The sequence below is a fragment of the Burkholderia sp. AU38729 genome (genome assembly GCF_020419725.1).
GTDB lineage: Bacteria > Pseudomonadota > Gammaproteobacteria > Burkholderiales > Burkholderiaceae > Burkholderia.
In genome coordinates, this window is the sequence record NZ_JAIZQO010000001.1 from 771,553 (window position 1) to 794,553 (window position 23,001).

The 23,001-nt window shown below is 65.9% G+C and carries 20 protein-coding genes; 7 read left to right on the forward strand and 13 right to left on the reverse strand.

Translation table 11 applies throughout. The features are described 5' to 3' along the window. Window positions 1-120 precede the first annotated feature (120 nt). Window positions 121-792 (reverse strand): lysoplasmalogenase, encoded by a 672-nt coding sequence (locus LGM56_RS03420; protein ID WP_226202825.1) that lies wholly within the window; start codon window positions 790-792, stop codon window positions 121-123. Between the two features lie 435 nt (window positions 793-1,227). Here LGM56_RS03420 and speB point away from each other — a divergent pair, with 435 nt between their 5' ends. Continuing rightward, window positions 1,228-2,196 (forward strand): agmatinase, encoded by a 969-nt coding sequence (gene speB, locus LGM56_RS03425; RefSeq protein WP_226202827.1) that lies wholly within the window; start codon window positions 1,228-1,230, stop codon window positions 2,194-2,196. A gap of 233 nt (window positions 2,197-2,429) precedes the next feature. Here the strand turns inward: speB and LGM56_RS03430 are convergent, their stop codons facing one another. Beyond that, window positions 2,430-3,728 carry a citrate synthase family protein gene (locus LGM56_RS03430; protein ID WP_226202829.1) on the reverse strand — a complete coding sequence of 433 codons (1,299 nt, stop codon included), beginning with the start codon at window positions 3,726-3,728 and terminating at the stop codon, window positions 2,430-2,432. A gap of 102 nt (window positions 3,729-3,830) precedes the next feature. On the opposite strand from LGM56_RS03430, the gene LGM56_RS03435 reads away from it, so the two are divergent. Continuing rightward, a complete protein-coding gene (locus LGM56_RS03435; protein WP_226203237.1) occupies window positions 3,831-5,264 on the forward strand; it encodes a CoA transferase in 1,434 nt (477 codons plus the stop codon). A gap of 314 nt (window positions 5,265-5,578) precedes the next feature. On the opposite strand, the gene LGM56_RS03440 is transcribed toward LGM56_RS03435, so the two are convergent. From LGM56_RS03440 to LGM56_RS03450, 3 genes are all read right to left on the reverse strand, one after another. Continuing rightward, window positions 5,579-5,803: a hypothetical protein gene (locus LGM56_RS03440; RefSeq protein ID WP_089427204.1), complete on the reverse strand. Its 225-nt coding sequence runs from the start codon at window positions 5,801-5,803 to the stop codon at window positions 5,579-5,581. A 276-nt stretch (window positions 5,804-6,079) separates the two neighbouring features. Further along, window positions 6,080-6,283, reverse strand: a complete 204-nt coding sequence (locus tag LGM56_RS03445; protein ID WP_006485974.1) for a cold-shock protein — start codon at window positions 6,281-6,283, stop codon at window positions 6,080-6,082. 414 nt (window positions 6,284-6,697) lie between these two features. Next, window positions 6,698-7,681, reverse strand: coding sequence for a sulfonate ABC transporter substrate-binding protein (locus LGM56_RS03450; protein ID WP_089496671.1), 984 nt, complete (start codon window positions 7,679-7,681; stop codon window positions 6,698-6,700). 12 nt (window positions 7,682-7,693) lie between these two features. Between LGM56_RS03450 and LGM56_RS03455 the strand changes: the two genes are divergently transcribed. After that, window positions 7,694-7,834 (forward strand): hypothetical protein, encoded by a 141-nt coding sequence (locus LGM56_RS03455; protein WP_226202831.1) that lies wholly within the window; start codon window positions 7,694-7,696, stop codon window positions 7,832-7,834. Here LGM56_RS03455 and LGM56_RS03460 read toward each other — a convergent pair. The 3 genes from LGM56_RS03460 to LGM56_RS03470 form a co-directional block, all read right to left on the reverse strand. Next, on the reverse strand, window positions 7,805-8,644 hold the full coding sequence (locus LGM56_RS03460; protein ID WP_089485512.1) for a MerR family transcriptional regulator: 840 nt from the start codon (window positions 8,642-8,644) through the stop codon (window positions 7,805-7,807). The two genes, LGM56_RS03455 and LGM56_RS03460, sit on opposite strands and share 30 nt — an antisense overlap. A 9-nt stretch (window positions 8,645-8,653) precedes the next feature. Then, window positions 8,654-9,214, reverse strand: coding sequence for a GNAT family N-acetyltransferase (locus LGM56_RS03465; protein ID WP_226202834.1), 561 nt, complete (start codon window positions 9,212-9,214; stop codon window positions 8,654-8,656). Between the two features lie 79 nt (window positions 9,215-9,293). Beyond that, window positions 9,294-10,166 (reverse strand): LysR family transcriptional regulator, encoded by an 873-nt coding sequence (locus LGM56_RS03470; protein WP_226203239.1) that lies wholly within the window; start codon window positions 10,164-10,166, stop codon window positions 9,294-9,296. Window positions 10,167-10,297: 131 nt separating this feature from the next. On the opposite strand from LGM56_RS03470, the gene LGM56_RS03475 reads away from it, so the two are divergent. After that, entirely contained in the window at window positions 10,298-11,296 is a 999-nt protein-coding gene (locus tag LGM56_RS03475; protein ID WP_226202836.1) for a quinone oxidoreductase family protein, read from the forward strand. A gap of 40 nt (window positions 11,297-11,336) precedes the next feature. Here the strand turns inward: LGM56_RS03475 and LGM56_RS03480 are convergent, their stop codons facing one another. Next, window positions 11,337-12,164: a hypothetical protein gene (locus LGM56_RS03480; RefSeq protein WP_226202838.1), complete on the reverse strand. Its 828-nt coding sequence runs from the start codon at window positions 12,162-12,164 to the stop codon at window positions 11,337-11,339. Between the two features lie 86 nt (window positions 12,165-12,250). Beyond that, window positions 12,251-13,765, reverse strand: a complete 1,515-nt coding sequence (locus LGM56_RS03485) for an MDR family MFS transporter (RefSeq protein WP_226202840.1) — start codon at window positions 13,763-13,765, stop codon at window positions 12,251-12,253. Between the two features lie 230 nt (window positions 13,766-13,995). Here LGM56_RS03485 and LGM56_RS03490 point away from each other — a divergent pair, with 230 nt between their 5' ends. Further along, the gene (locus LGM56_RS03490) at window positions 13,996-15,555 is read left to right on the forward strand and encodes a methyl-accepting chemotaxis protein (RefSeq protein WP_089496676.1); all 1,560 of its coding nucleotides are present in this window, start codon (window positions 13,996-13,998) and stop codon (window positions 15,553-15,555) included. Window positions 15,556-15,610: 55 nt separating this feature from the next. Here the strand turns inward: LGM56_RS03490 and LGM56_RS03495 are convergent, their stop codons facing one another. Together LGM56_RS03495 and LGM56_RS03500 are read right to left on the reverse strand one after the other, a co-directional pair. Further along, window positions 15,611-17,278 carry an ATP-dependent helicase gene (locus LGM56_RS03495; RefSeq protein ID WP_226202842.1) on the reverse strand — a complete coding sequence of 556 codons (1,668 nt, stop codon included), beginning with the start codon at window positions 17,276-17,278 and terminating at the stop codon, window positions 15,611-15,613. A 126-nt stretch (window positions 17,279-17,404) separates the two neighbouring features. Then, on the reverse strand, window positions 17,405-18,259 hold the full coding sequence (locus LGM56_RS03500) for a helix-turn-helix domain-containing protein (RefSeq protein WP_006485970.1): 855 nt from the start codon (window positions 18,257-18,259) through the stop codon (window positions 17,405-17,407). Window positions 18,260-18,483: 224 nt separating this feature from the next. On the opposite strand from LGM56_RS03500, the gene LGM56_RS03505 reads away from it, so the two are divergent. Further along, entirely contained in the window at window positions 18,484-19,818 is a 1,335-nt protein-coding gene (locus tag LGM56_RS03505) for an NAD(P)/FAD-dependent oxidoreductase (protein ID WP_226202844.1), read from the forward strand. Between the two features lie 90 nt (window positions 19,819-19,908). Further along, window positions 19,909-21,003: a potassium channel family protein gene (locus LGM56_RS03510; protein WP_069251854.1), complete on the forward strand. Its 1,095-nt coding sequence runs from the start codon at window positions 19,909-19,911 to the stop codon at window positions 21,001-21,003. 807 nt (window positions 21,004-21,810) lie between these two features. On the opposite strand, the gene LGM56_RS03515 is transcribed toward LGM56_RS03510, so the two are convergent. Next, the gene (locus tag LGM56_RS03515; RefSeq protein WP_089496678.1) at window positions 21,811-22,773 is read right to left on the reverse strand and encodes a LysR family transcriptional regulator; all 963 of its coding nucleotides are present in this window, start codon (window positions 22,771-22,773) and stop codon (window positions 21,811-21,813) included. Between the last annotated feature and the right edge of the window lie 228 nt (window positions 22,774-23,001).

Sequence of the window (23,001 nt, forward strand, 5' to 3'; positions counted from 1 at the left end):
CTGAGCGGGGTTTGGAACGGGCCGGTTTCCGCAATGCGGGACACGCGGAAAGGGCCGTCGACAGGGCGTGAGAGGGTGCGGGCGAGACCGCCGGCGCGCGGCGGCCTGTTTGAAACGGTATCAGGGATGGATCGGCCGAGCGGCTGTCTCATGGAAAACCCCGGCCACGATCGTGACCTGCGCGAGCGCGTAGAGGCCCCAGACCAGGTAGTCGATGCCCGGAAAACCGCCGAGGAAGCGGCCGACGCCGATCAGCGTATCGGAGCCGACGAAAATCAGGCTGCCGATGGCCACCAGCGGGCCGCGCGTGCGGGCGGCGAGCGCGAAGCTCGCCATCGCGCACAGCACGAGCATGTAGACGGCGACCGGCGCCATCAGCTCGCCGAGGTGCGGGAAGAACGCCACGTAGAACGCCGGCGCGGCGATCCACAGCCCGACGAGCGCGACGATGCGCCAGCCGTGCGGCCGCGCGCGCCAGCGCATGAAGATCGCGCAGTAGCACAGGTGCGTGAGCAGGAACGCGCCGAGGCCGAGGACGAACGACAGCGGCCAGTCGGGCAGCGCGAGCAGTACGTCGCCGAGCACGGCCGTCACGAGCGCCGCGCACAACCACGCGCGTTCGCGCGGTGCGGCGCAGGTGCTGCCCGCCGCGAGCAACAGGATGCCCATCGCGGCTTTCGCGGCGGCCTGGCCGGGATAGGGCGCCGCGGCGAGCGACAGTCCATAGAGCAGCGCGGCGACGACGGCGAGCGGCCAGAGCCGGCGGTAGGGGGCGGGAAGCGTGGCGATCAAGGCGGGTGTCTCCGGTTTGTTGTCGTCTGCGGTGGACGGCGCGCGGTCGAGCGCGCGGCTGTCGGCCATTATCCGGAAGAAAGGGCGTGCCAAAACCGGCGAATCCTTCTAGGAAACGACCGGGATCGCGATGCACGAGGATTGCCCGCCGGCGCGGCAACCCGGCGATGCCGGGCTCCGATGCGTGGGCGCGGCCGCCGGATTTCTCCGCGCGTTGCCCCGGTTGAACCGGGGCAACGACTGCAATTCGGCTTGCTATGATCGCCGCGGTATTGCCGTTGTCGATGTGGTGGTTGCCGTCGTTGTCGTTGTTTCCGCCCGGCCTCGCGACTGGATGCACGAGCCGGTGCGGGCCCGATGAATCCCAGCCGTGCCCGGCCCGTGCGCTGATGCGAAGCGGTGCGGGCGGGCCTCTCCACGAAAACAGGTCCGACCATGACCGAACTTCTCCACGGCGACGGCGCGATCCGTCGCACGACGCCGTACGGCTCGTCGATCGAAAACACCTACGCGGGCGTGCTGTCGTTCATGCGCCGCAACTATTCGCGCGCGCTCGATGGCGTCGACGTCGCGATCTCCGGCGTGCCGCTCGATCTCGCGACGACCTACCGCTCCGGCGCGCGGCTCGGGCCGGCCGCAATCCGCGCGGCGAGCGTGCAGCTCGCGGAGCTTCATCCGTATCCGTGGGGCTTCAACCCGTTCGACGATCTCGCGGCCGTCGACTACGGCGACTGCTGGTTCGACGCGCACAACCCGCTGTCGATCAAGCCCGCGATCGTCGAGCATGCGCGCACGATCCTCGGTTCCGGCGCGAAGATGCTGACGCTCGGCGGCGACCACTACATCACTTATCCGCTGCTGGTCGCGCATGCGGAGCGCTACGGCAAGCCGCTGTCGCTGATCCATTTCGACGCGCACTGCGATACGTGGGCCGACGACGATCCGGACAGCCTCAATCACGGGACGATGTTCTACAAGGCCGTGAAGGAAGGGCTGATCGATCCGGCGACGTCGGTGCAGGTCGGGATTCGCACGTGGAACGACGACTTTCTCGGGATCGAGCGGCTCGATGCGGCGTGGGTGCATGACCATGGCGCGCGTGCGGCGGTCGAGCGGATCGTCGATATCGTCGGCACGCGGCCGGCGTACCTGACGTTCGACATCGATTGTCTCGATCCGGCGTTCGCGCCCGGCACCGGCACGCCGGTCGCGGGCGGGCTGTCATCGGCGCAGGCGCTCGCGATCGTGCGTGCGCTCGGCGCGGTGAACCTGGTCGGCGCGGATGTGGTCGAGGTCGCGCCCGCGTACGACCACGCGGACATCACGGCGATCGCGGCCGCGCATGTCGCGTGCGACTTGCTGTGTCTGTGGCGGCAGAAGAAGGTGGCGGGGGCGCTGAAGTAAGTCGGCATGCCGGGCATGCGCGTGCCGCTGGCGCGGTGCGCGCATGGCCGGATCGAGGCGCCGTGTGCTGTTCGTATCCCGTGAATCGGGAGAAAAGTCTTCGCGGATTTCCGTGGAGGGGCCTGCCGACCCGTTGGCGAAATCCGCGAAACGTCTGTGGTTGGCTGCTTCCGTTCACCAACGAGGCGTTAGCGTATCCCCGATGACGTGCCGCGACTTCATCGAGCAAAAACCTATTTGCTCCTGAAAAAAGCCGCAAGCATGTCGTCTTTCGGCGCTGCCGGTTGCGTTGTTTGCTGTTTTCCCGACCGTCCGCGAGAACGAGTGTGATCCGCCGCCCCGGCGCTGGCGCCATCTGGCCAGGCACCCGTATAAACCGCACGCGGCCGGATGAGATCGGATTGCTCGCGCTGCTCCAGCCCGTGCGCGATCCAGCCGATCGACCGGCCAAGCGCGAACAGGCCGAATGCCGCGCCGACGGGAAGCCGCAAATGTCTGCGTAACGCCACCAGCGCGAGATCCAGCGAGGGCTTCTGGCCGACGAGCATGCTCCCGGTATCGATCATCCTTTTCCACTGAGGATGTCGCGGCAGGATCCGCGACAACAGATACGTCGCACGCACGTCGCCATCGGGATAGAGCGCATGCCCGAAGCCCGGCAAGCCGTCTCCCCGGGCGAGACGCGCGACCATTTTTTGCTCGACGTCCTGATTACCCAGTTCGTCCCACAGTGCTTCGCCGCGCGCGGTGGTGGCGCCGTGCCGCTCGCCCGACAAGCCGGCCAGGCCGCCGACCACGACGGCGCGCAAGCTCGCGTTCGTCGACGCGATGCACCGCCCCGTGAAGCTCGACGCGTTCAGTTCGTGATCCGCGCACAGCACGAGCGCCATCCTGATCAGCTCGGCGCCCGCCGGCCCGACGCCCCATGCTCGCGCGCATTGCGCGTGGATCGGGGCGGTATCGATCCGGGTGCGCAGCAGGCACGCCGCCAGAATCCGCACGAGATCGCCGCAGCCCTGCGCCTGACGATCGGCCGACTGATGCCAGATCGCCGTGGGCGCGTCCTCGCTCGCGACGGTGAAGAGCGGCAGCAGTGCTTGCTCGGTGCGTTGACCGGCGTAGTGCCTGAAGAGCGTTCGCAGTACTGACGGCGTCGTGGGGACGTGACGGCCGAAAGCGGTCTGCTCGTCGCATCGCCACAGCAGCGCCGCGACTTCCTCGAGACTCGCGCGGGCAGCGAGATCGAGTGCATCCACGCCGCGATAGAAAAGCCGGCCGCCATCGATCAACGTGATGCTCGATTCGAGCACGGGCGACCCCCAGTTCAACGCGGCCTTCGCCACTTCCTTCGGCTTGCGGCCGCGTGCGCGTTGATCCGCGAGGCGCTCGACATCGGCCGCGAGGTAGCGGCTTTCACGGTGGCTGTTGCCCGGTTCCGCGCGAAGCAGGCCGCGGCTGACGTACGCGTAGAGGGTTTGCCGCGAGACACCGAGCCTTGCCGCGGCTGCGGTCGAATTCAGGTAGTTCGACATCGTGCGCAGGGGGAATCGTTCGACAGGTTGATCAGGATAATCAACGTTGACAGCAAATGCGAGCGAGACGATCTTTGCCTCACCAATTCATGCGAGACGAACATGGGTGTCGATCAAATGTCGAGGGAACGGGCCGCGGCCGATGACGAGCGGGTGTCGCGTCATCTACGGGCGTTCTGGCGCGCGGCGGGCGGGTCTCAGGCTTTTCTCGAGTCGTGCAGCTTCAGCGGGGCGGGCGAACTGGTTTCGGCATTTCGCGTAACCGACCTGGCCACGGCGGCGATCGGTGCGGCAGGAACGTCCGTTGCCGAATTGCTGCATGCATCGACCGGGACGTTGCCGGCGGTTCGGATCGACCGGCGCATGGCGTCGCTATGGTTCGGCACGTCGCTGCGTCCGCAAGGCTGGTCGATGCCGCCGCAATGGGATCCGGTGGCCGGCAACTATCGGGCACGCGATCGCTGGATCCGGTTGCACACGAACGCGCCGCATCATCGGCTGGCCGCGTTGTCGGTGCTCGGCTGCGCCGCCGATGCGCAGTCGGTCGCGCAAGCGGTGAATCGCTGGGATGCCGGCGCGCTCGAAGAGGCGATCGTCGAGCGCGGCGGTTGTGCCGCGGCGATGTACTCGGCGCAGGAGTGGGCCGGGCATCCACAGGGCAAGGCAGTCGCAACCGAGCCGTTGCTGCATGTCCGTGCCGCGACCGATGCCGTCGCGCACGCCTGGCGGCCTTCGAAAGACCGGCCGTTGCGCGGCATTCGCGTGCTCGACCTGACGCGCATTCTCGCCGGCCCCGTGGCGACACGGTTTCTTGCGGGCCTGGGTGCCGACGTGCTGCGCATCGATCCGTACGGCTGGGAAGAGCCGGGCACGGTGCCCGAAGTCGTCCTCGGCAAGCGGTGTGCGCGGCTGAACCTGAAGGATGTGGAGGATCTCGATACGCTCAAGCAGTTGCTGCGCAGCGCGGATATCGTCGTGCACGGTTACCGGTCGGACGCGCTCGCGCGCCTCGGGCTCGATGCCGCGCATCGGCGCGAGCTGAATCCCGCGCTCATCGACGTGTCGCTCGACGCTTATGGCTGGAGTGGTGAATGGCGTTACCGGCGCGGCTTCGACAGCCTCATTCAAATGAGCACGGGAATCGCCGAGGCGGGCATGCGCGTGACGGGTGGCGATGAGCCGGTGAACTTGCCCGTTCAGGCGATCGACCATGCGACGGGTTACCTGATGGCGACCGCCGCGATTCGCGGGCTGACGACGCGAATGGACGAGGGCGTCGGTACCGAGGTGTGCGCTTCGCTGGCGCGGACGGCGGCTGAGTTGCAGTTGCGGTCGGAGCCGATGAGCGAGGTGATCGAGCTGGTTGCCGACGATCAACGTGATCGTGCGGAACACGTCGAACCGACGTCGTGGGGGCCGGCATCCCGGCTCCTTCCGCCCGTACGGATCGACGGTGCGCCGCTGCGATGGTTTTATCCGGCACGCGCGCTGGGTGCGTACGAGCCCGAATGGTTGTCGTCGAACGACGATCTGTGACGCGATGCGACGAGTCGGCTGGTGTCGGTGAGTGGCGACGGGGCGGAAATCGAACTGGCCACGGCGATGAATGGTGCTCAGCGCAATGCGCAGGTCGTCATCGTCGGACAGTGCGCGAGCGGGCTGGAACACGTGGCCGAAGCGATCGGCGGCGTGTTTCCGGATGTCCCCCCACCGCGCCCTGGCCGCCGATCGGGATGTGCCTGATCAGACGGAACGCGTTCGGCGGAGAGGGGGCAGGCTAGTGAAGCCAGTCGGCCGGCGAAGACCGTCGGCGCGTTGCTCGTCGCTGGATCGAGGGCCTGGCGTTGTGTTTAACCGCGCGTGTCGACCCAGTTGCGTGCCCAGCGGGCCGAATGCTGCAACGCCTGCTCCTCGCTCGTGAAGTAATCGAGCGAATAGAACTGGTAGCGGCCTTCGGTGCGAGGGCTGCCGGCGCGTTCAAGCAGCAGGTTGGACGAAAAACTACCGTCGGGCAAACGATGCGCCGAGGGTTGGACGGCATAGCCGTTGTATTGATGAATTTGTTCGTTATGCATTTTAATTTTAATCATGTTCGAGTGCGCGCGTGCCGTGCGGATGTGCACGGATATGCCGATTCAAAGCCATTGCGAGTTGAATCTGGCGCAGTCGTAAAGCGAAAAAGGGCTTGGCAGCCGGAGGGGGAATGAAGTGCAACGAGGCGTGTGGCGCGCGGCGAGCTGCTCAATGAACCGATGCAGCCAAGAGCAATCGCGCCAACTTTGGGAGACCAGGCTCCGCGAGGATGTCGCTGCAACCCGGCGCCCGTGACGGGGCGCCGGGTTCTTCAAACTTTACAGCGGCTTGATGTTGGCCGCTTGCAGACCCTTCGGGCCTTGCTTCGTTTCGAAGCTCACTTTCTGGTTTTCAGCCAGCGTCTTGAAGCCGTCGGCGCGAATTTCGGAGAAGTGAGCGAAGAGATCGTCGCCGCCGTTGTCGGGCGTGATGAAGCCAAAACCTTTGCTGTCGTTGAACCACTTGACGATACCGGTATCCATGAAGATTCCTTGAGAAAAAATATGAAGATTTGCTCTGGAAAGAGCGCTTGAAGCGTCAAGGAGGGAGAGGACAACGAATACCGCTGAGGAGCGATCAATTGATGAACAGCAATCGGACTTCTTGAACTTCGACCGAGACATTAACCGCTGGGCAGCGGTGGCGTCAATCACAAACTTGTAACTGTTTCACTTCGCAGCCCGTTTTGCGGATGAAGCGATGTGGCCCTGCAGGGCGGAGCGTGCTATGCGGCATGGCGTGCAGGGGCGTCCACAATAGACGCAAACGCGAGACTCGCGCGCTGGCGCGAACGCCGACAGCGCGTCCCGCGTTTCCCGAAAATTCGACAAGGACAAGAAAGGCCGACGAGTCGTGTGCCCGGCGGCCGTTTTGACACATTGCGCGCTGCGTTCCCGCTACTTCGCCGCGAGCGCACGCTGCGCACTTTTATCGACCCATGCGTTGTCGGCCACGTTCAGCTTCTGCGGAATCAGCTTCGCCGCATAAAACGCATCGGCGACGCCCTGCTGGGCCGCGACGATCTTTTCGTCGAGCGGCACCGCGCCAAACGGGACACGCTTGATCCACGTCTCGACAATCGGTTGCGGCAGGCCGACCTTCGGTGCGATCAGCGCCGCCGTGTCGGCCGGATGCGTGTTGACCCACTGGCCCGTCTCGCGCGCCTGCTTCAGGATCGCGCCGACCACGTCGGGATGCTGCTGCGCGAAGTCCTGCGTGGCTTCGTAGAAGTTGTTGGTCGCCGCGAGGCCCGTGTAGTCGGACAGTGTCCGCACCTTCAGCGCATTCTGCGCGGCCGCATAGTAAGGATCCCAGACGACCCACGCATCGACGTTGCCGCTCTCGAATGCGGCGCGCGCGTCGGCGGGCGGAAGATACACGGGGCGGATTTCGTCGTAGCGCACGCCGGCCTGCTTCAGTGCTTCGAGCAGCAGGTAGTTCGCGCTCGAGCCCTTCTGCAGCGCGATCTTCTTGCCGCGCAGGCCGGCGACCGAACCGATCGGCGAATCGGCCTTCACGATCACGGCCTCGTTGTGCGGCGCCGGCGGTTCCGCGCCGACATAAACGAAGTGCACGCCGGCCGCCTGGGCGAACACGGGCGGCGGCGCGCCCGTATAGCCGAAGTCGATGCTGTTCGCGTTCAGCGCTTCGAGCAGCTGCGGGCCGGCCGGGAATTCGAACCACTGCACGCCATAGCCGAGCGGCTTGAGCCGCGCTTCGAGCGAACCTTGCGCCTTGATGACCGACAGCAGGCCGGCCTTCTGGTAGCCGATGCGCACGACCTTGTCGGCGCCGCCTTGCGCGAAGGCCGACGCGGCGGACAGCGCGACGAGCGTGGTGACGGCGGCGGTGCGGGCGATCCAGCGGGTGAAACGAATCATCGAACGGACTCCATGCAAAACGTCTTCGGGCGGGCGGCGGTGCCGCTCGGTTGGAAGAATCGTCGCATGGGCAATCACGCCCGCAAACGAAGCATTGCCGATATCAATATGACGGCGGCGCGCCTATGCTTCGTCGCCGCCGTTTTCCGGTGAAGGTGTGCCGGACTGCCGCGCGGCCTCGTCGCTGAGCTTCTTGTCGAGGATCGTCGCGACGCGGCCGCCGAGATACGCGCTCGCCGCGGTTTCCAGTGCGCGGTTCGTCTCGCCTTCGACGAACACGGCCGCGAGCGGGCGCAGGCGCCAGATCGCGTCGACCAGTTCGGGCACGTCGGTGGCGGGCGGCAGCGTGCCCGCGTCGTAGCGGTCGAGCCGCTTCACGACGAGATCGACGAGCAGCCGCGCAATCGCGTCGAAATGCGGCCGTGCGAGGCTGATCACGTCGAGCAGCTCGCGCGGCGGAATGCCTTCCTTCGTCATCGCGGCGGCCGCTTCGAGCAGCGCGGGGCTCTTGGCGACGAACGACAGGCCGCGCCGTTCGAGCAGGCCGAGTTCGGTCACGCGCGACAGCTGCGTGGTGGCCTGCGGGCCGAACATCTGCGCGAGCGCGGCAAGCGAATAGGTCTTCGGCAGTTCGTGCGACCAGCGGCCGCCGATCGCGTTTTCGAGACCGAGGATCGAGCGCAGGTCGTGGCCTTCGTCGATCGCCTTGATCAGGTCCTGGATGTTCGACAGCGTGTAGCCGCGCGCGAGCAGGTGGTTGATCAGTTTCAGCCGCGCGACGTGCGTGTCGTCGTAAATGCCGACGCGGCCGCGCTTTTCCGGCGGCGCGAGCAAACCGCGATCCTGGTACGCACGGACGTTGCGCACGGTCGTGTCGGACACGCGCGCGAGTTCGTCGACCGTGTACTCGTTGCGGGCGTCCGGCGCTGCCTCGTCGGGTGTGGAATGAGTCTGTTTTGACATGCAGCCATTCTAGCGCGACGCGACAGGCTCAGGCGAGACGGGGAGCGTGCGCGCGCCGTCACCGAGCGGGCGCTGCAGCAGCGCCGTATCGATCCAGCGGCCGTGCTTGAAACCGACCGCCTTCAGCACGCCGGCCGGCTCGAAACCGAACGCGCGATGCAGTGACGTCGAGCCGCCGGTACCGCCGTCGGCGATCACCGCGATCATCTGCCGCCACGGGCCGGCCTCGCAGCGTTCGATCAGCGCCGCGAGCAGTGCGCGGCCGATTCCGCGCCCGCGCTGCGCATCGTCGATGTAGATCGAGTCCTCGATCGTGAAGCGGTACGCACGGCGGATGCGGTACGGCGTCGCGTACGCGTAGCCGGCCACGCGGCCGTCGCATTCGGCGACGAGATACGGCAGCCCGTCGCGTAGCACCGCGTCGCGGCGCGCGCGCAGTTCGGCGACATCGGGCGGCGTTTCCTCGAACGACGCGACGCTGTGGTGCACGTGGTGCGCATAGATCGCGCGGATCGCGTCGAGGTCGGCGTCGGTTGCGTCGCGAACGACACAGGCGGGGGCGGTCGGCATGGCGGCAGTCCGGTGAATTCAAAGCGTCACTATGCCGGTCGCTGGAGCGGATCGCAAAGCGTTGTTCGGCGGCACCCGGCTACAGCCGGCCGGCCGCTGCGTGAACGGCTTCGGCGATTGCGTCGGCGACGCGCTGCACGCGCGGCGACCGGCGCACGTCCGGGTGCACCACGAGCCAGATCTCGCGCTCGATGTCGCAGCGCGGTGCAGCCGTCAGCTCGACGAGCGGCGCGCCCGCATGCGCGGCCGGATCGTCGACGAGAAACCGCGGCAGCAGCGCAACGCCGGCGCCGGCCGCGCACGCGCGATGCTGCGCGGCCAGATCGTTGGTGACGAACGCGAAACGGCGGCCGGCCGCGAAGCGGGCGAGCCACTGATGCTGCGGCGTCTGAGCGAGCGCGTCGTCGTAGCCGACGAACGGCCAGGTGTCGGGCGGTGCATCCGCCCATTCCGGTGCTGCGCACAGCGCGAAACGCATCGTGCCCAGCCGGCGCGCGGCGAGCCCCGGCTCGGTCGGCCGCGACAGCCGCACGGCGAGATCGGCTTCACGTGCGTACAGGTTCGCCGCGTGCATCTCGCCCAGCAGGTCGATGCGCAGCGCCGGCCATGCGCGCTGCGCGCGGGCGAGCCGCGGCGCGAGGAAGTGGCTGGCGAACACCGGCGACGCCGATACGCGCACCACGCCGTCGAGCGCCGCCGCGCCCTGGGCGGCGCGCGCGAACGCATGTGCGTCGGTTTCGAGGCGTGCCGCGTGCTCGGCAAGGTGCAGCCCTTCGTCGGTCGGCGGCCAGCCGCGCGGCAGCCGGTCGAACAGCCGGATGCCGAGCGCGGACTCCAGCGCGTCGATGCGCCGCGCGACCGTCGAGTGCTGAACCTGCAGCGCCCGCGCGGCGGCCGACAGGCTGCCGCCGCGCATCACCGCGAGGAAATAACGGATGTCGTCCCAGCTCATCGGCAGCGCGGACGCGGAACCGGGATCGTGATCGGTCGAATTTTGCACAGTAGATGGGCGATTGACGGTAATTCCGTTCGATTATGCACGATGGGATGATCGTGTCACTTCATTCGATTACGAGGAACGTCATGACCCAGACTGCCACCGCCATCCGGATCGGGATCGACCGCTACGGCGACGCCGGCGTGCTGCGCCGCGTCGATGCGCCCGTCGCGCCGCCCGGCGCGGGCGAAGTACGGATTCGCCAGACCGCGATCGGCGTGAATTTCGTCGACATCTATTTCAGGTCGGGCGCGCACGCGTTGCCGGCGCTGCCGGATGCGCTCGGTGTCGAAGCGGCCGGCGTGATCGATGCGGTCGGGCCGGGCGTGACGGATCTCGTTCCCGGCCAGCGCGTCGCGTATGCGGGCATGCCGACCGGCAGCTATGCGAGCCTGCGCACGATGCCGGCCGGGCGTGTGCTGCCGATTCCCGACGGCCTGAGCGACGAAGCCGCCGCGGCCGGGCTGCTGAAAGGGATCACCGTTTACATGCTGCTGCATCGCGTCCGGCAGGTCGGCGCCGGCGACACGGTGCTCGTGCATGCGGCGGCCGGCGGCGTCGGCTTGCTGGCGACGCAATGGGCGCGTGCGCTCGGCGCGCGGGTGATCGGCACGGTCGGGTCGGCCGCGAAAGCCGCGCTTGTTCGCAAGCATGGCGCCGACGCGGTCGTCGATTACCGGGAGGAGGATTTCGTCGCGGCGGCACGCGCGTTCGGCGGCGGCGCGGGGGTCGATTACGCGATCGACGGGATCGGCGGCGACGTGCTGACGCGCACGCTCGGCGCGGTCCGTCCGTTCGGGATGGTCGCGAGCATCGGGCAGGTGGCCGCGATCGGTGCGCGGCAGACGTTCGATCTCGACGAACTGGGGCCGGCGCGGTCGATCGCGCTCGCGCGGCCGAGCGTGCTGGGCTTCATCGCGCGCGACGTCGACGGATATCGGGAGGCTGCGCGCGCGACGCTCGAACGGCTGGCGGCCGGGATGCATGTGGAGATCGGCGCGCGGGTGCCGCTCGAACAGGCAGCCGATGCGCACCGGTTGCTGGAGTCGCGCGCGACGACGGGCGGGGTCGTGCTGGTGCCGTGATGGGGTGGCGCGTTAAATTGGCGATGGTACGGACGGCGATTTACTCCTTCAGAGGCATGTCCAGTTGGACCAACTGGCGTCCTAGTAACGAGACCAAACGCGTTCGGCCGTCGTCACTAAGTGCAACGTAGTCTGGTGCGGCAGCAATCATGAAACCACGTGCGATTGTCGAGCCACTGCTGTCTTGCACTGAAAAGCAGAAATATCGTGCTCGCGGATCTTTGCAACCGTTGCCGAAATAGGTTAGCTCGGTGCGGTATTGCCGCTCTGCGGCAGCATTTGCGATCGCGCTCGGTATTGCATATAGAAAAACGGAGATCATGCATATTGCAACAAAAAAATATGCGCCTACTGCGACGGCCACTATTCCACCGATGCCAAGCTTTACTGGAAATTTCTTGAGGAATCTTTTGTTTAGTGTGAGTTTTATTTTTTCTGCGGTTCTATTGATGTTTTTGTCTTTTATTATGATGGTTGAAAGCCATTCGATGATAAACGAGACTGCTGCCAAATAGGCGCCCATTGAGATGGTGCATATTACAGTTATGCCAATGACTTGCCACGCTCCGTTGCCCTCAACATTTAAGATCGAGCTCGCAGTGAGATAGATGGCATAACCGCCGCGAACAAAGTATTCAGGTGTGGCAAGCGGAAATGAACCGGCGTCGAGGTGAAATAGGGAAAAGTAACCGGTGCGAAAAAGATAGCCGATGATGTAGACGGCACCTATAAGCACAAGCCATGTAATTCTGAACGCCCACGCCCATTTTTTTCCAATTTGATCTGGAGTTAAGGTGTTCGTCTGCGGTGGTTTTTCAGTTTCGTCATTTGAATGCAACTCGGTGTGCTTGACTTCGCTTAGATCCATGGTCCCCTACGCTCCAATTCTTACGAATATTTCAATATCGTATGATGGAATGGAGCCGAAAGAAAGCCTGGGTCGGAATGACCCGTTTAGTTTTTGCTGCGCAGCGGCGCATCCTCGACGAACCACGCAAGCACGAACGCGATCGCGATGACCGTCGCCGCGGCCAGATACACGACGTGCAGCGAACCGGCGAACGCATGCAGGTACGCGTCGCGCACGGCATCCGGCAACTGGTGGACGGCGGCCGGGCCGAGCGCGGGCGGCAGTTCCGTGCCGGCCGGCAGCGCAGCCATCACCCGCGACTGCAGCCCGTGCGAGAACAGCGCGCCGAACGCCGCGACACCGAGCGAGCCGCCGATCGAGCGGAACAGCGTCGCGCCCGACGTCGCGACGCCCATGTGCCGGAATTCGACCGTGTTCTGCACGGCAAGCGTGAGCACGGGCATCACCATGCCGAGGCCGATCCCGAGCAGCGCCATGTACGCATACATCGTGTGCAGCGGCGTATCGAGCGTCAGCGTCGACAGCAGCGCCATCGCGATGCCGCCGGTCAGCGTGCCCAGGATCGGGAACATCCGGTACGAGCCGAGCCGTGAGATCAGCCGGCCGCTGACGATCGACGTCACGAGCATTCCGCCCATCATCGGCAGCAGCTGCATCCCGGCCTGCGACGGCGTCGAGCCCTTCACGACCTGCAGGTAGAGCGGAATGAACGTGACCGAGCCGAACAGCGCGATGCCGACGACGAAGCCGATCAGGCTGACCAGCACGAAGGTGCGATGGCGAAACAGCTCGAGCGGCATGATCGGCTCGGCCGCGAGCCGCTCTTCATAAATGAAGCCGCCGATCGCGACGATGCCGAGCACGAGCGTCATCCACAATTGCGGCGACGTCCACGGCAGCAGCGAGCCGCCTTCGCTCGTGAACAGGATCACGCAGGTGAGGGCGGTGGCGAGGAACGCGGCGCCCATGTAGTCGATCCGGTGCTTCACGTGCGCGCCGTGCGGCCGGAACGCGACGCCGATCACCGCGAGCGCGAGAAAGCCGAGCGGCAGGTTGATCGTGAAGATCCAGCGCCACGACAGGTGCTCGACCAGGAAGCCGCCGAGCAGCGGGCCGATGATCGTCGCGAGGCCGTACACGCCGCCGAACATCCCCTGGTAGCGCGCGCGGCGATCGGGCGTCACCAGATCGCCGATCGCGGCCATCGTGACGACCATCAGGCCGCCGCCCCCCAGCCCCTGCAGCGCGCGCAGCACGATCAGCTGCGTCATGTCCTGCGCGACGCCGCACAGCGCGGAGCCCGCGAGGAACAGCACGATCGCGGCCTGCAGCACGATCTTGCGGCCGTACAGGTCGCCGAGCTTGCCGTACAGCGGCAGCACGACGGTGGAGGAGAGCAGGTAAGCGGTGACGACCCACGACAACTGGTCGAGCCCGCCGAGCTCGCCGACGATCGTCGGCAGCGCGGTCGACACGATCGTCTGGTCGAGTGCGGACAGCAGCATGACGAGCAGCAGCGCGGCGACGATCAGCCCGGTCGGCGCGTCGCGGCGGGCCGTTTCGGCGGCCGGCGGAGTGAGGAGGATGTTGGTTGTCATCGAGATATCTGCCATGGCAGGGAATTGTGTCGAACTATAGCGACAGATAGTTGACTGGTCAATTTCTGCCCAGCCTCGATGTGTTGCAACCGTAACAGGAGATTGCCGGCCCGGAAAATTGACCGAGATCACGGGAAAGCGGGGACGGACTCAAGTTTTTTGCAGGCAAACCGTAATCCAGAGTGCTGCGGACCGATTGCCGCGGCTCTTTTCACCGCTCACGTCCCGTCATGAACCTGAACGCCCTGTTTTCCCGTTTCTCGATCCGTACGCGGATTTTCTCCACGCTCGGCCTCGTTGCCGCGCTGCTCGTCGTATCGGGGCTGATCGGCCTCGCCGGCATGCAGAGCTCGAACCGCGCGCTCGACGAGGCTTATACGCAGCAACTGGCTGCGAAGACCGCGCTGTCGGCGGCCAGCCTGAACCTGACGATCGTGCGCACGACGCTCGACCGCGCGATGCTGCATCCGGAAGCGCCGGAAGTGCCCGATCTCGTCAAGAAGGCCGAGAACTATCTCGCGAAGGCCGACACTGCCTGGCGCGGCTACGCGTCGATGCCGCACGACGGCGACGAAGGCCCGCTCGCGAGCCGCCTCGACGCCGCGCGCCAGGCGCTGATCGGGCAGGCGCTGAAGCCGATGATCGACGCGGTTCGCGACGGCCGTCGCGACGAGGCCGACCGGCTGCTGATGTCGGTTGCGCCGCCGCTGTCGGTCGCGCTCACGCAGGCGACCGATGCGCTCGATGCGTACCAGGTCGCACGCGGCAAGGACGTGTACGACACCGCGCAGACCTATTACGGCTGGATGCGCGCGGGCGCGATCGCCGGTATCGCGTTCGGCCTGGCCGCGTGCCTCGGTTGCGCGATCGGCCTGCATTACGCGATCACCCAGCCGGTGAACCGGCTGCTGTCGCATTTCCGCCGCCTGTCGGAAGGCGACCTGACGTCGGAAGTGCGCTGGTCGTCGCGTGACGAGATGGCCGAACTGGTCAAGGGCGTGACCGGCATGCAGCGCAGCCTCGCGGATACGGTCCGCCAGGTCAGCCAGGGTTCCGAAGCGATCTCGACGGCGACGCACCAGATCGCGGCCGGCAACACCGACCTGTCGCAGCGCACCGAGGAACAGGCGTCCGCGCTGCAGGAAACGGCCGCGAGCATGGAACAGCTCACCGCGACCGTGAAGCAGAACGCGGACAATGCGATGCAGGCGCAGGCCTGCGCGGATACCGCGAGCGAGATCGCCACGCGCGGCGCGACGGTGGTCGGCGAAGTGATCGGCACGATGAACGAGATCGACCAGAGCTCGCAGAAGGTCGCCGACATCATCGGCACGATCGAGGGCATCGCGTTCCAGACCAACATCCTCGCGCTGAACGCGGCGGTCGAAGCCGCGCGCGCGGGCGAGCAGGGCCGCGGCTTCGCGGTGGTCGCGGGCGAGGTGCGCACGCTCGCGCAACGTTCGGCGTCGGCGGCGAAGGAAATCCGCACGCTGATCGGGGAATCGGTGGAGCGCGTCGCGACCGGCTCGCGGCTCGTCGGCACGGCTGGCGCGACGATGCAGGACATCCAGCAGGCGATCGGCCGCGTGACGGGCATCATGACCGAGATCGCGGCGGCGTCGAACGAGCAGCGCGACGGGATCGAGCAGGTGAACCGCGCGGTGTCGCAGATGGACCAGGTGTCGCAGCAGAACGCGGCGCTCGTCGAGCAGGCCGCGGCGGCGGCCGCGTCGCTGGAAGAGCAGGCCGACGGGCTGCGCCGCGCGGTCGGCGCGTTCCGCGTCGCCTGATCGACCGTGGGCGGCGACGGGCGGGCGCTGGCCCGCCTGCCGTCCGCCCGTTACATCAGACGGCCGCGAGTTGCGCGGCCGCGCGGGACGACGCGACGATCAGCAGCTTCATCGTCGCACGCGTCGCGCCGACGAACAGCTTGCGCGCGGCACGCGCGTCGAGCGTGTCGAAGTCGACCTCGGTGAGGATCACGCACGGCGCCGACTGGCCCTTGAAGCGGTAGATCGAATCGAGCAGCACGTCGCCTTCGCGATACTCCGGGTTGCCGAACAGGTCGTACTTGCCGGTAAAGCTCTTGAGCCGGTGCGGGCCGAGCTGGTCGAGCGGCGCGAGCACCGAGCCTTCGCGACCGCGATACGACAGCACCGCGATGTCCTGCTTGCGGAAGCCGAGCGACAGCGCGTGCGTGATCGCCCGCTTGGTCGCGTCGATGCAGGCGTCGGCCAGCGCGTCTGCCGACGCGCCTTCTTCCCCGTACGACGACACCGACGGATCCGAACCGTCGAACGGGCTGCCCGAGCGTAGCTCGGCCGCCAGCGGCTCGACCCGGCCGACGATGTCGCGCACGAATTCGAGCAGATCGCGCGGGCTGCGGTAGTTCGTGAGCGCCTTCAGCGTGACCCAGCCCGGCAGCGCGACGGGCTCGCGCATGTACAAATTCTGCAGCGGATCTTCCAGCCACCACCATGCGCCTTCCGGCGCCAGCAGGCGCGCCAGGGCGGCCGCCCACGGCGCATGGAAATCCTGTCCTTCATCGACGACCAGCACGTCGAAGCGCCAGCGCTCGGGAATCAGGGTTGCCCCGAAGCGCGCTTCGAGCCGTTCGAATTCGCCGGGCACCTGGAAGTCGGGTGTATAGCCGCCGTCACGCGCGACCCAGTCGCACAACTGGTGGTAGTTCGCGATCTTCGCGCCGGGCGGCGCGATGCGCGCGATGTAGTCGGCGAGCGGCCGGTTGAAACACACGTAGAGCACGCGCTTGCCGGCGGCGACCGCATCGCGCATCGCCTGCACGGCGAGCTGCGTCTTGCCCGAGCCGGCCGTGCCGGTGACGCGCAGCCGGAACGGTGCGAATTCGAGCTGGCGCGCCCACGCGGCGAGCCCGCCCGACAGCCGCGTGACGAGCGTGCCGGCCTGCCCGACGAGCGCGCTCGTGTCGGGCGTGAGCGCGAGCTCGTCCGCGAGGAAGTGGTGGAGTTTCGGCGCGTTCGGGAAGTGCTCGTCGTCTTCCGGCAGGATCTGCAGGATCACCTGCGCGAGCTGCGCCTTGCGCGACGCATCGACGATGCGGTCGGTCGCGACGCCGGCGATCGATGCGTCGCGGATCGAGTAGTCGGGGCAGTACAGCAGCGCCTCGACGCCGTAGACGCCCGCGCCGAGCGCGGCCGTCAGGCGCCGGTGCAGCGTTTCCTGCGTGCGCGCGAGCTGGATCGGGACATTGCGTTCCTTCTGCAGATAGACCTTCACGAGCCCCTTCGGCGTTTCGCGCAGGAAGCCGGCCTTCTGTTCGATCAGCAGCACGCGGCCGGCCGGGCTCACGACGACGAACGCGGCCTCGCCGAACACCGAGAACGCCTGGTCGGCGCGGGTCCAGTGCACGCCGTGATACACGGTGTAGCTGTCGGGCAGCGCGTGTTCGAGCGCGGCGAGCGTTTCGCGCTCGCGTTCGGCCGCGCCGGTCGCGGCGAGGCTTTTCCAGTCGTCGGGGACGAGGCGGGCCATGGCGTCGGGCGGCGGAAGCCGGCGTGGGCGTGAACGGGTGCGGCTATTGTACTGAGCTATGCACCGGTTCACGACCGCCGTGCCGCGCGGACGTTGGCCGTCAGGAGGAAGAACGGCCCTGGGACGTTACCCGCGGGCGAGCCGTTTCGCGAGATCGGCGCTGAGGATCGCCATGCGCGCGGGCTTTTCGTAGCAGACGACGTCGAACGCGCGGATCACTTCGCTGATGTCGGCTTCGCTCGCGCGGCCGGTGAGCAGGTCGCCGGTCAGCACGAAGATCGGTGCGCCCGGGTTGTCGGACGTGCGCACGGCCTTGATCGCGGTGGCGGCCGTGCTGTCGTCGAACAGCCATTCGGTCAGCACCGCGTCGAACGCCTGGCCCTGCAGCGCATCGACGAACGGCGCGAGGCCGTCGAATGCGGCGGTCGCGAAACCCTGGCGTTCGAGATAGCGGCACAGCTCGGTCGCGCTGACGCGATCGGGGTCGATCACCGCGACGACGAGCTTGTCGCTTTCCGCGCGGCGCGGATAGATCTCGATCTTGTGCACGTCGTACGCGTTCTGGTACAGCACGCCGGTGTGGCGCAGCACGCGCCAGCGGCCGTTCTGTTCGTACGCGACGAATTCGGGGCGCGCGCCGGCTTCGAGCGGCGCGCCGATCCAGGCGGTGCACGGAATCTCGGCGACGCCCGCGTAAAGGACGGCCTCCTGCGAATAGGCGCCGACCATGCCGGGGTCGAGCGTTTGCGCGCCGAACAGCTGCGCGGCGGGTTCGCCGTACGCTTCGGCGACTTTCTTGATCTGCGCGAGCGTCCAGGGGCTGCTGCCGCGCAGTTTGCGGTGGCCTTGCGAGAAACTCAGGTCGAGGATGCGGCACAGCTCGGTGGTCTGCTGGCGCTTGCCGATGCCGTTGCGGGTCATCAGCTCGCGCACGCGCTCGGCAACCGCGAGGGAATCCGTGGTGATTGCTTCAGTGGTCATGCTACGGGAACGGATCGTGACGTTCAGAACGACGCCTTGCGGCAGTCTCGACGGACAGTCTTCATGACGTCCAGGGGCGAGCCGACCGGCCACGCGCGGAAAAGATAACTTTACCGCAAAATGGTCGTTATTCAGCGTGGCGAAAGGTGCGTTTGTGTGAAAGGTGTGTCACGACGTTACCACCGCCGCCCACATTCGGATGCATTAACGCCTGACAGGAAACAATGACGACAACCTATCCGCTGCATGATGCCCTGACCCTCGCCGATACCGCCTTCCCGGCAGAAGCCGATATCGTGATCGCCGGCGCCGGCATCATGGGCTGCGCAGCCGCGTATTACCTGAGCTTGCGCGGCCTGAAGGCCGTCGTGCTCGACAAGTCGCGCCTCGCCGGACAGCAGTCGACCCGTGCGTGGGGCTTCGTGCGGCAGCAGGGGCGCGAAGCGGCCGAGGTGCCGCTGATGATGGCCGGCATCAGGATCTGGGAGGAGTTAGAGGAAACCCTCGGTTTCGATCTCGAATGGCGGCAGGGCGGCTGTCTCTATATTGCGGACAACGAAACGGACTGGGCGTCGTTCAACGCGTGGCTCGCCGTCGCGCGCGACCACGGGCTCGACACGCGTACGCTGACGCGCGCGCAGATCGACGCGCGCGTCAGCGGCCTTTCGCAGGACGCACGCACGCTCGGCGGGCTGTACACCGCGACCGACGGGCAGGCCGAGCCGCGTCGCGTGGCCGCCGCGTTCGCCGCGCGTGCCGCCGAGGCGGGCGCGCGCTTCTTCGAAGGCTGCGGCGTGACCGCGATCGAGACGGCCGGCGGTGCGGTGGTCGGCGTCGTGACCGAGCGCGGCACGATCCGCACGCGGCGCGTGATCTGCGCGGCCGGCGCGACCAGCTTCCGGCTGCTCGATGGCGTCGGCATTCGGCTCCCGCAACAGGCCGTGCGCGGCACCTGCATGCGCACCAATGTGGTGCCGCCGGTGTCGGCGTCGACGGTGTGGGGCCACGGCCTCGGTATCCGGCAGCGCAAGAACGGTGCGATCAATCTTGCCGACGACATGCAGGTCGACGTCGACCTGACGCTTGGCCACCTGCGCGGGTTGAGCCTGTTCTGGCCGGAGTTCTGGTCGCAGCGCGACAAATTCCGGCTGCACGTGAACGGGGCCGCGTGGCGCGATGCGCTGGCACGCATCAACGGGGCGACCGGGCCGATCGAGCCGCGCGATCCGCAGCCGCAGCCGAATCGCGCGCATGCGCCGCGCGCACTCGCGAAACTGAAGACGATCTTTCCCGCGCTGAAGGACGCGCAGATCGTCGAGGCCTGGGCCGGCCTGATCGACGTGCTGCCCGACGGCATTCCGGTGATCGATGCGCCGGGCACGCCGTCCGGGCTCGCGATCGCGACGGGGTTCTGCGGACACGGTTTCGCGATGGGGCCGATCGTCGGGCGGCTGCTGGCCGAATGGATCGACACGGGGGCGCCGTCGCTAGACCTGTCGGCGTTTCGTGCGCAGCGCTTCGTCGACGGCACGATGGTGCGGCCGCGCAGCATGCTGTAACGGCCGCATCGGCGCATCGACACGAGGACGCCGGCCGGTCGCGGCCGACCCATCGTAGAATCGAGCCCGCATCCTTCAGGAGATTCCCCGTTGGCTTCGCCCTCCGCCCAGCGCCGCTCGTTGCGCTCACGCCTGCGTCGCGCCCGCAATCCGTGGCAGGCGCCGCGTGCGCGCACGCTGTTCACGCGTCCCGCGACGTCGCCGCGGCGCACGCTGCTGTTCCGTATCGGCGCGGTCGTGCTGCTGTGCACGCTCGCGTTCCTCGTGCTGTATCTCGATCGCGACGGGTTGCGCGATTCGACCAAGAGCACGCCGATGACCGTCGCCGATCTCGTGTACTTCACGATGGTCACGGTCGCGACGGTCGGCTATGGCGACATCGTGCCCGTCACCGCGCGGGCGCGCCTGATCGATGCGTTCTTCATCGTGCCGATCCGCATCGTCATCTGGTTCATTTTCCTGGGCACGGCGTATCAGTTCGTGATCCAGCGCGTCATCGAGGAATTCCGCATGAAACGCCTGCAGAAACAGTTGTCCGATCACATCGTCGTCTGCGGTTATGGCTTGTCCGGCTCGATCGCCGTGCGCGAACTGCTCGAAAGCGGTGTCGATCCGGCGACGCTCATCGTGATCGATTCGCAGCAGCAGGCGATCGAGGCCGCGACGTCGCTCGGCGTGGCGGGATTGCTCGGCGATCCCGCGCACGAGGATCTGCTGCAGCAGGCACAGGTGCGCGAAGCGAAGGCCGTGATCATTTCGGTGACCGATGATCCGACCGCGATCCTGCTCACGTTGTCGGTGCGCAGCATCGCGCCCGATACGAAGATCGTCGTGCGGATCCAGGAGAACCTGTACCAGCGGCAGTTGCGGCAGGCGGGCGCGGACGTGATCGTGTCGTCGACGAAGATCGGCGCGCTGCTGCTCGCGGACGCCGTGCATAGCCGCTATATCGTGCCGTTCGTGAACGACATGCTGTCGACGCGCGGCCGCGCGACGCTGCTGGAGCGCGAGGCGATGCCGCAGGAAGTCGGCTGCATGACGAACGTCGTGCCGGGCGCGATCGTCGTCGGGCTCGATCGGTGCGGGAAGATCTTTTCGTTCTATGAAGACCCGCCGTGCCGGATCGAGAAAGGGGACACGCTGGTCGTGATCCAGTCGGCGCGGATTCCGGATCCGGATGTTTGAGGAGATTGGACTGGAAAAAATAAACTAATTCAGTGCGTTGATATATTTCATTTTTAGGAAAATTCTTATCGGTGCGCACTGCATGGGCGTCGTGTAGGCGTCCGGAATCCGCATCAAGCCACTTCGATCCTCGTTGGAATCGATGGTTCGAAGCCTGGTTAGGTGGCATCCATGCGGCAACAGGTATGTTTTTCAACGATTTCAATAAATCGGCCACACCTACCATCCGAATTTGAGTTCGGCACCCAGATACGTGCCGTCATGGCCGCCGGATGCCTGGATCGTGTTGCCGACAGCGTAATAGACGCCCTCGACCGCTCCCGTTAGATGGCTGTCGAGCACCTAGTCGGCTCGTATTTGCGTGTATGCCCAGTCCAGCGCGTGCCGGCAGTACCCACGACCGGAGCGACCGGCAGCGATTTTGTGCAATAGGAAATGAAAGCGGTCTGGTTACGGCAAGACGGTCTGCGTTTGCCCCAGAGCCTCCCGCGCCTTTGTGATTGCATATGCGTTGAGGAGGGCCATATCGAACGAGTGATCGCCCGCCAGACGACGGCCGTCAATCGAAATTTGCCAGTGTTCGCCGTCGTGTTCGCATACGGCGCGACGCTCACTTACCAACTCGGCATACCAGCGCCACGCGTTCCGGTGGCACGTTGATGTGCTTCGCCGGAGAACTCCAGGGTCTGGTCGATCACGCGACTGATCGCTCATGGAAAAGCAATTGGTGATGGGGCTGGGCGAGTCTCCTAACCCGCTATCGGAAAGGTGAAATTCTTGACGCCTGGAAGCCACTGTATTCGGTCGTCAGCTTTGAGCCTGCGGGACAGAGCGTCTGAACGCGGTGCGAGTTGCTTGCTGCGTTGTCGTTGCCGCGCTGAGTATTTCTCGCAACCGCACCGTCAGAAAATCAACAAACGTGGCAATCTTGGCATCGAGAAACTGACGACACGGATAGACGATGAAAATACTCGTACCTTCGATGGTGTGGTCGGGAAATAGTGGTATCAGGCGACCCTCAAGTATGTCGTCCGCAATGCAATGAAGTGGCAGCACGCCGACGCCGATTCCTGCAAGCAGCGCGATCCGGATAGCTTCCGGGTCGTCAACGACGAACGGCGCATGGGAATCTCGGCTGACATGTCCGGGCACAGTAGCCTGGATCGCCGGTCGTACAGAACGGGCTGCTAGCGGGATCGGAGTCAGTGCATGCTGCGATAGATCGTCGATTGTCTCGATCGCATGCTCACGGACGAACGATGGTGCTGCTACTAGGACTCGGCGGCATTCCCCGACCCGCTTCGCGACGTTTTCTGAATTCGGCAGCGACTTCGCTGAGACGATTGAGACATCGACATGCTCTTCAACCAGATTTCCAGTTCTCGGCGCGAATCGGAGATTGACGGAAACGGCGGGGAAATCTCGTCGATAGTCGACGATTGCGTGCGTCAAGGGCACGCGTCCGACTTCAGGCATGCAATGTACTTTTAATTGACCTCGCGCACACAGGTGCGCCGTGCCGACTTCAGTCTCCGCATCCTCGAGATCAGCGAGGATTTTCTTGCATTTCCGATAGTAGTGTTCACCTGGTTCGGTTAGCGAAATTGAACGCGTCGTGCGGTTCAGCAGTCGGGCTCGTAGCTGGATTTCGAGTGTCGACACGGCGCGCGAAACGCTGCCTGTTGTGCATTGCAAATGCTCCGCCGCTGCAGTGAAGCTCTTGACTTCCGCGACGCGCGCGAAGATGCGCATGTTTGTGATCTTGTCCATGGATACGTTCAGTCCTGGTCGAACGGTCGAGGGTGGCACGGTTCGTCACCGGTGATGCACCGCTGGTGCAGGCCTCCGCTCACGTGATCTTGTCAATCAACTGCCGTGCTTCAGACAAAAGATAGATGGGTGCTGGCAATCAAGCTATCCATACATGCGGAGGTCGGTTTAGACATCCGGGCACAGTCGATACTCCTTGCGTATAGGCATGCAATTCCCTGTACACAT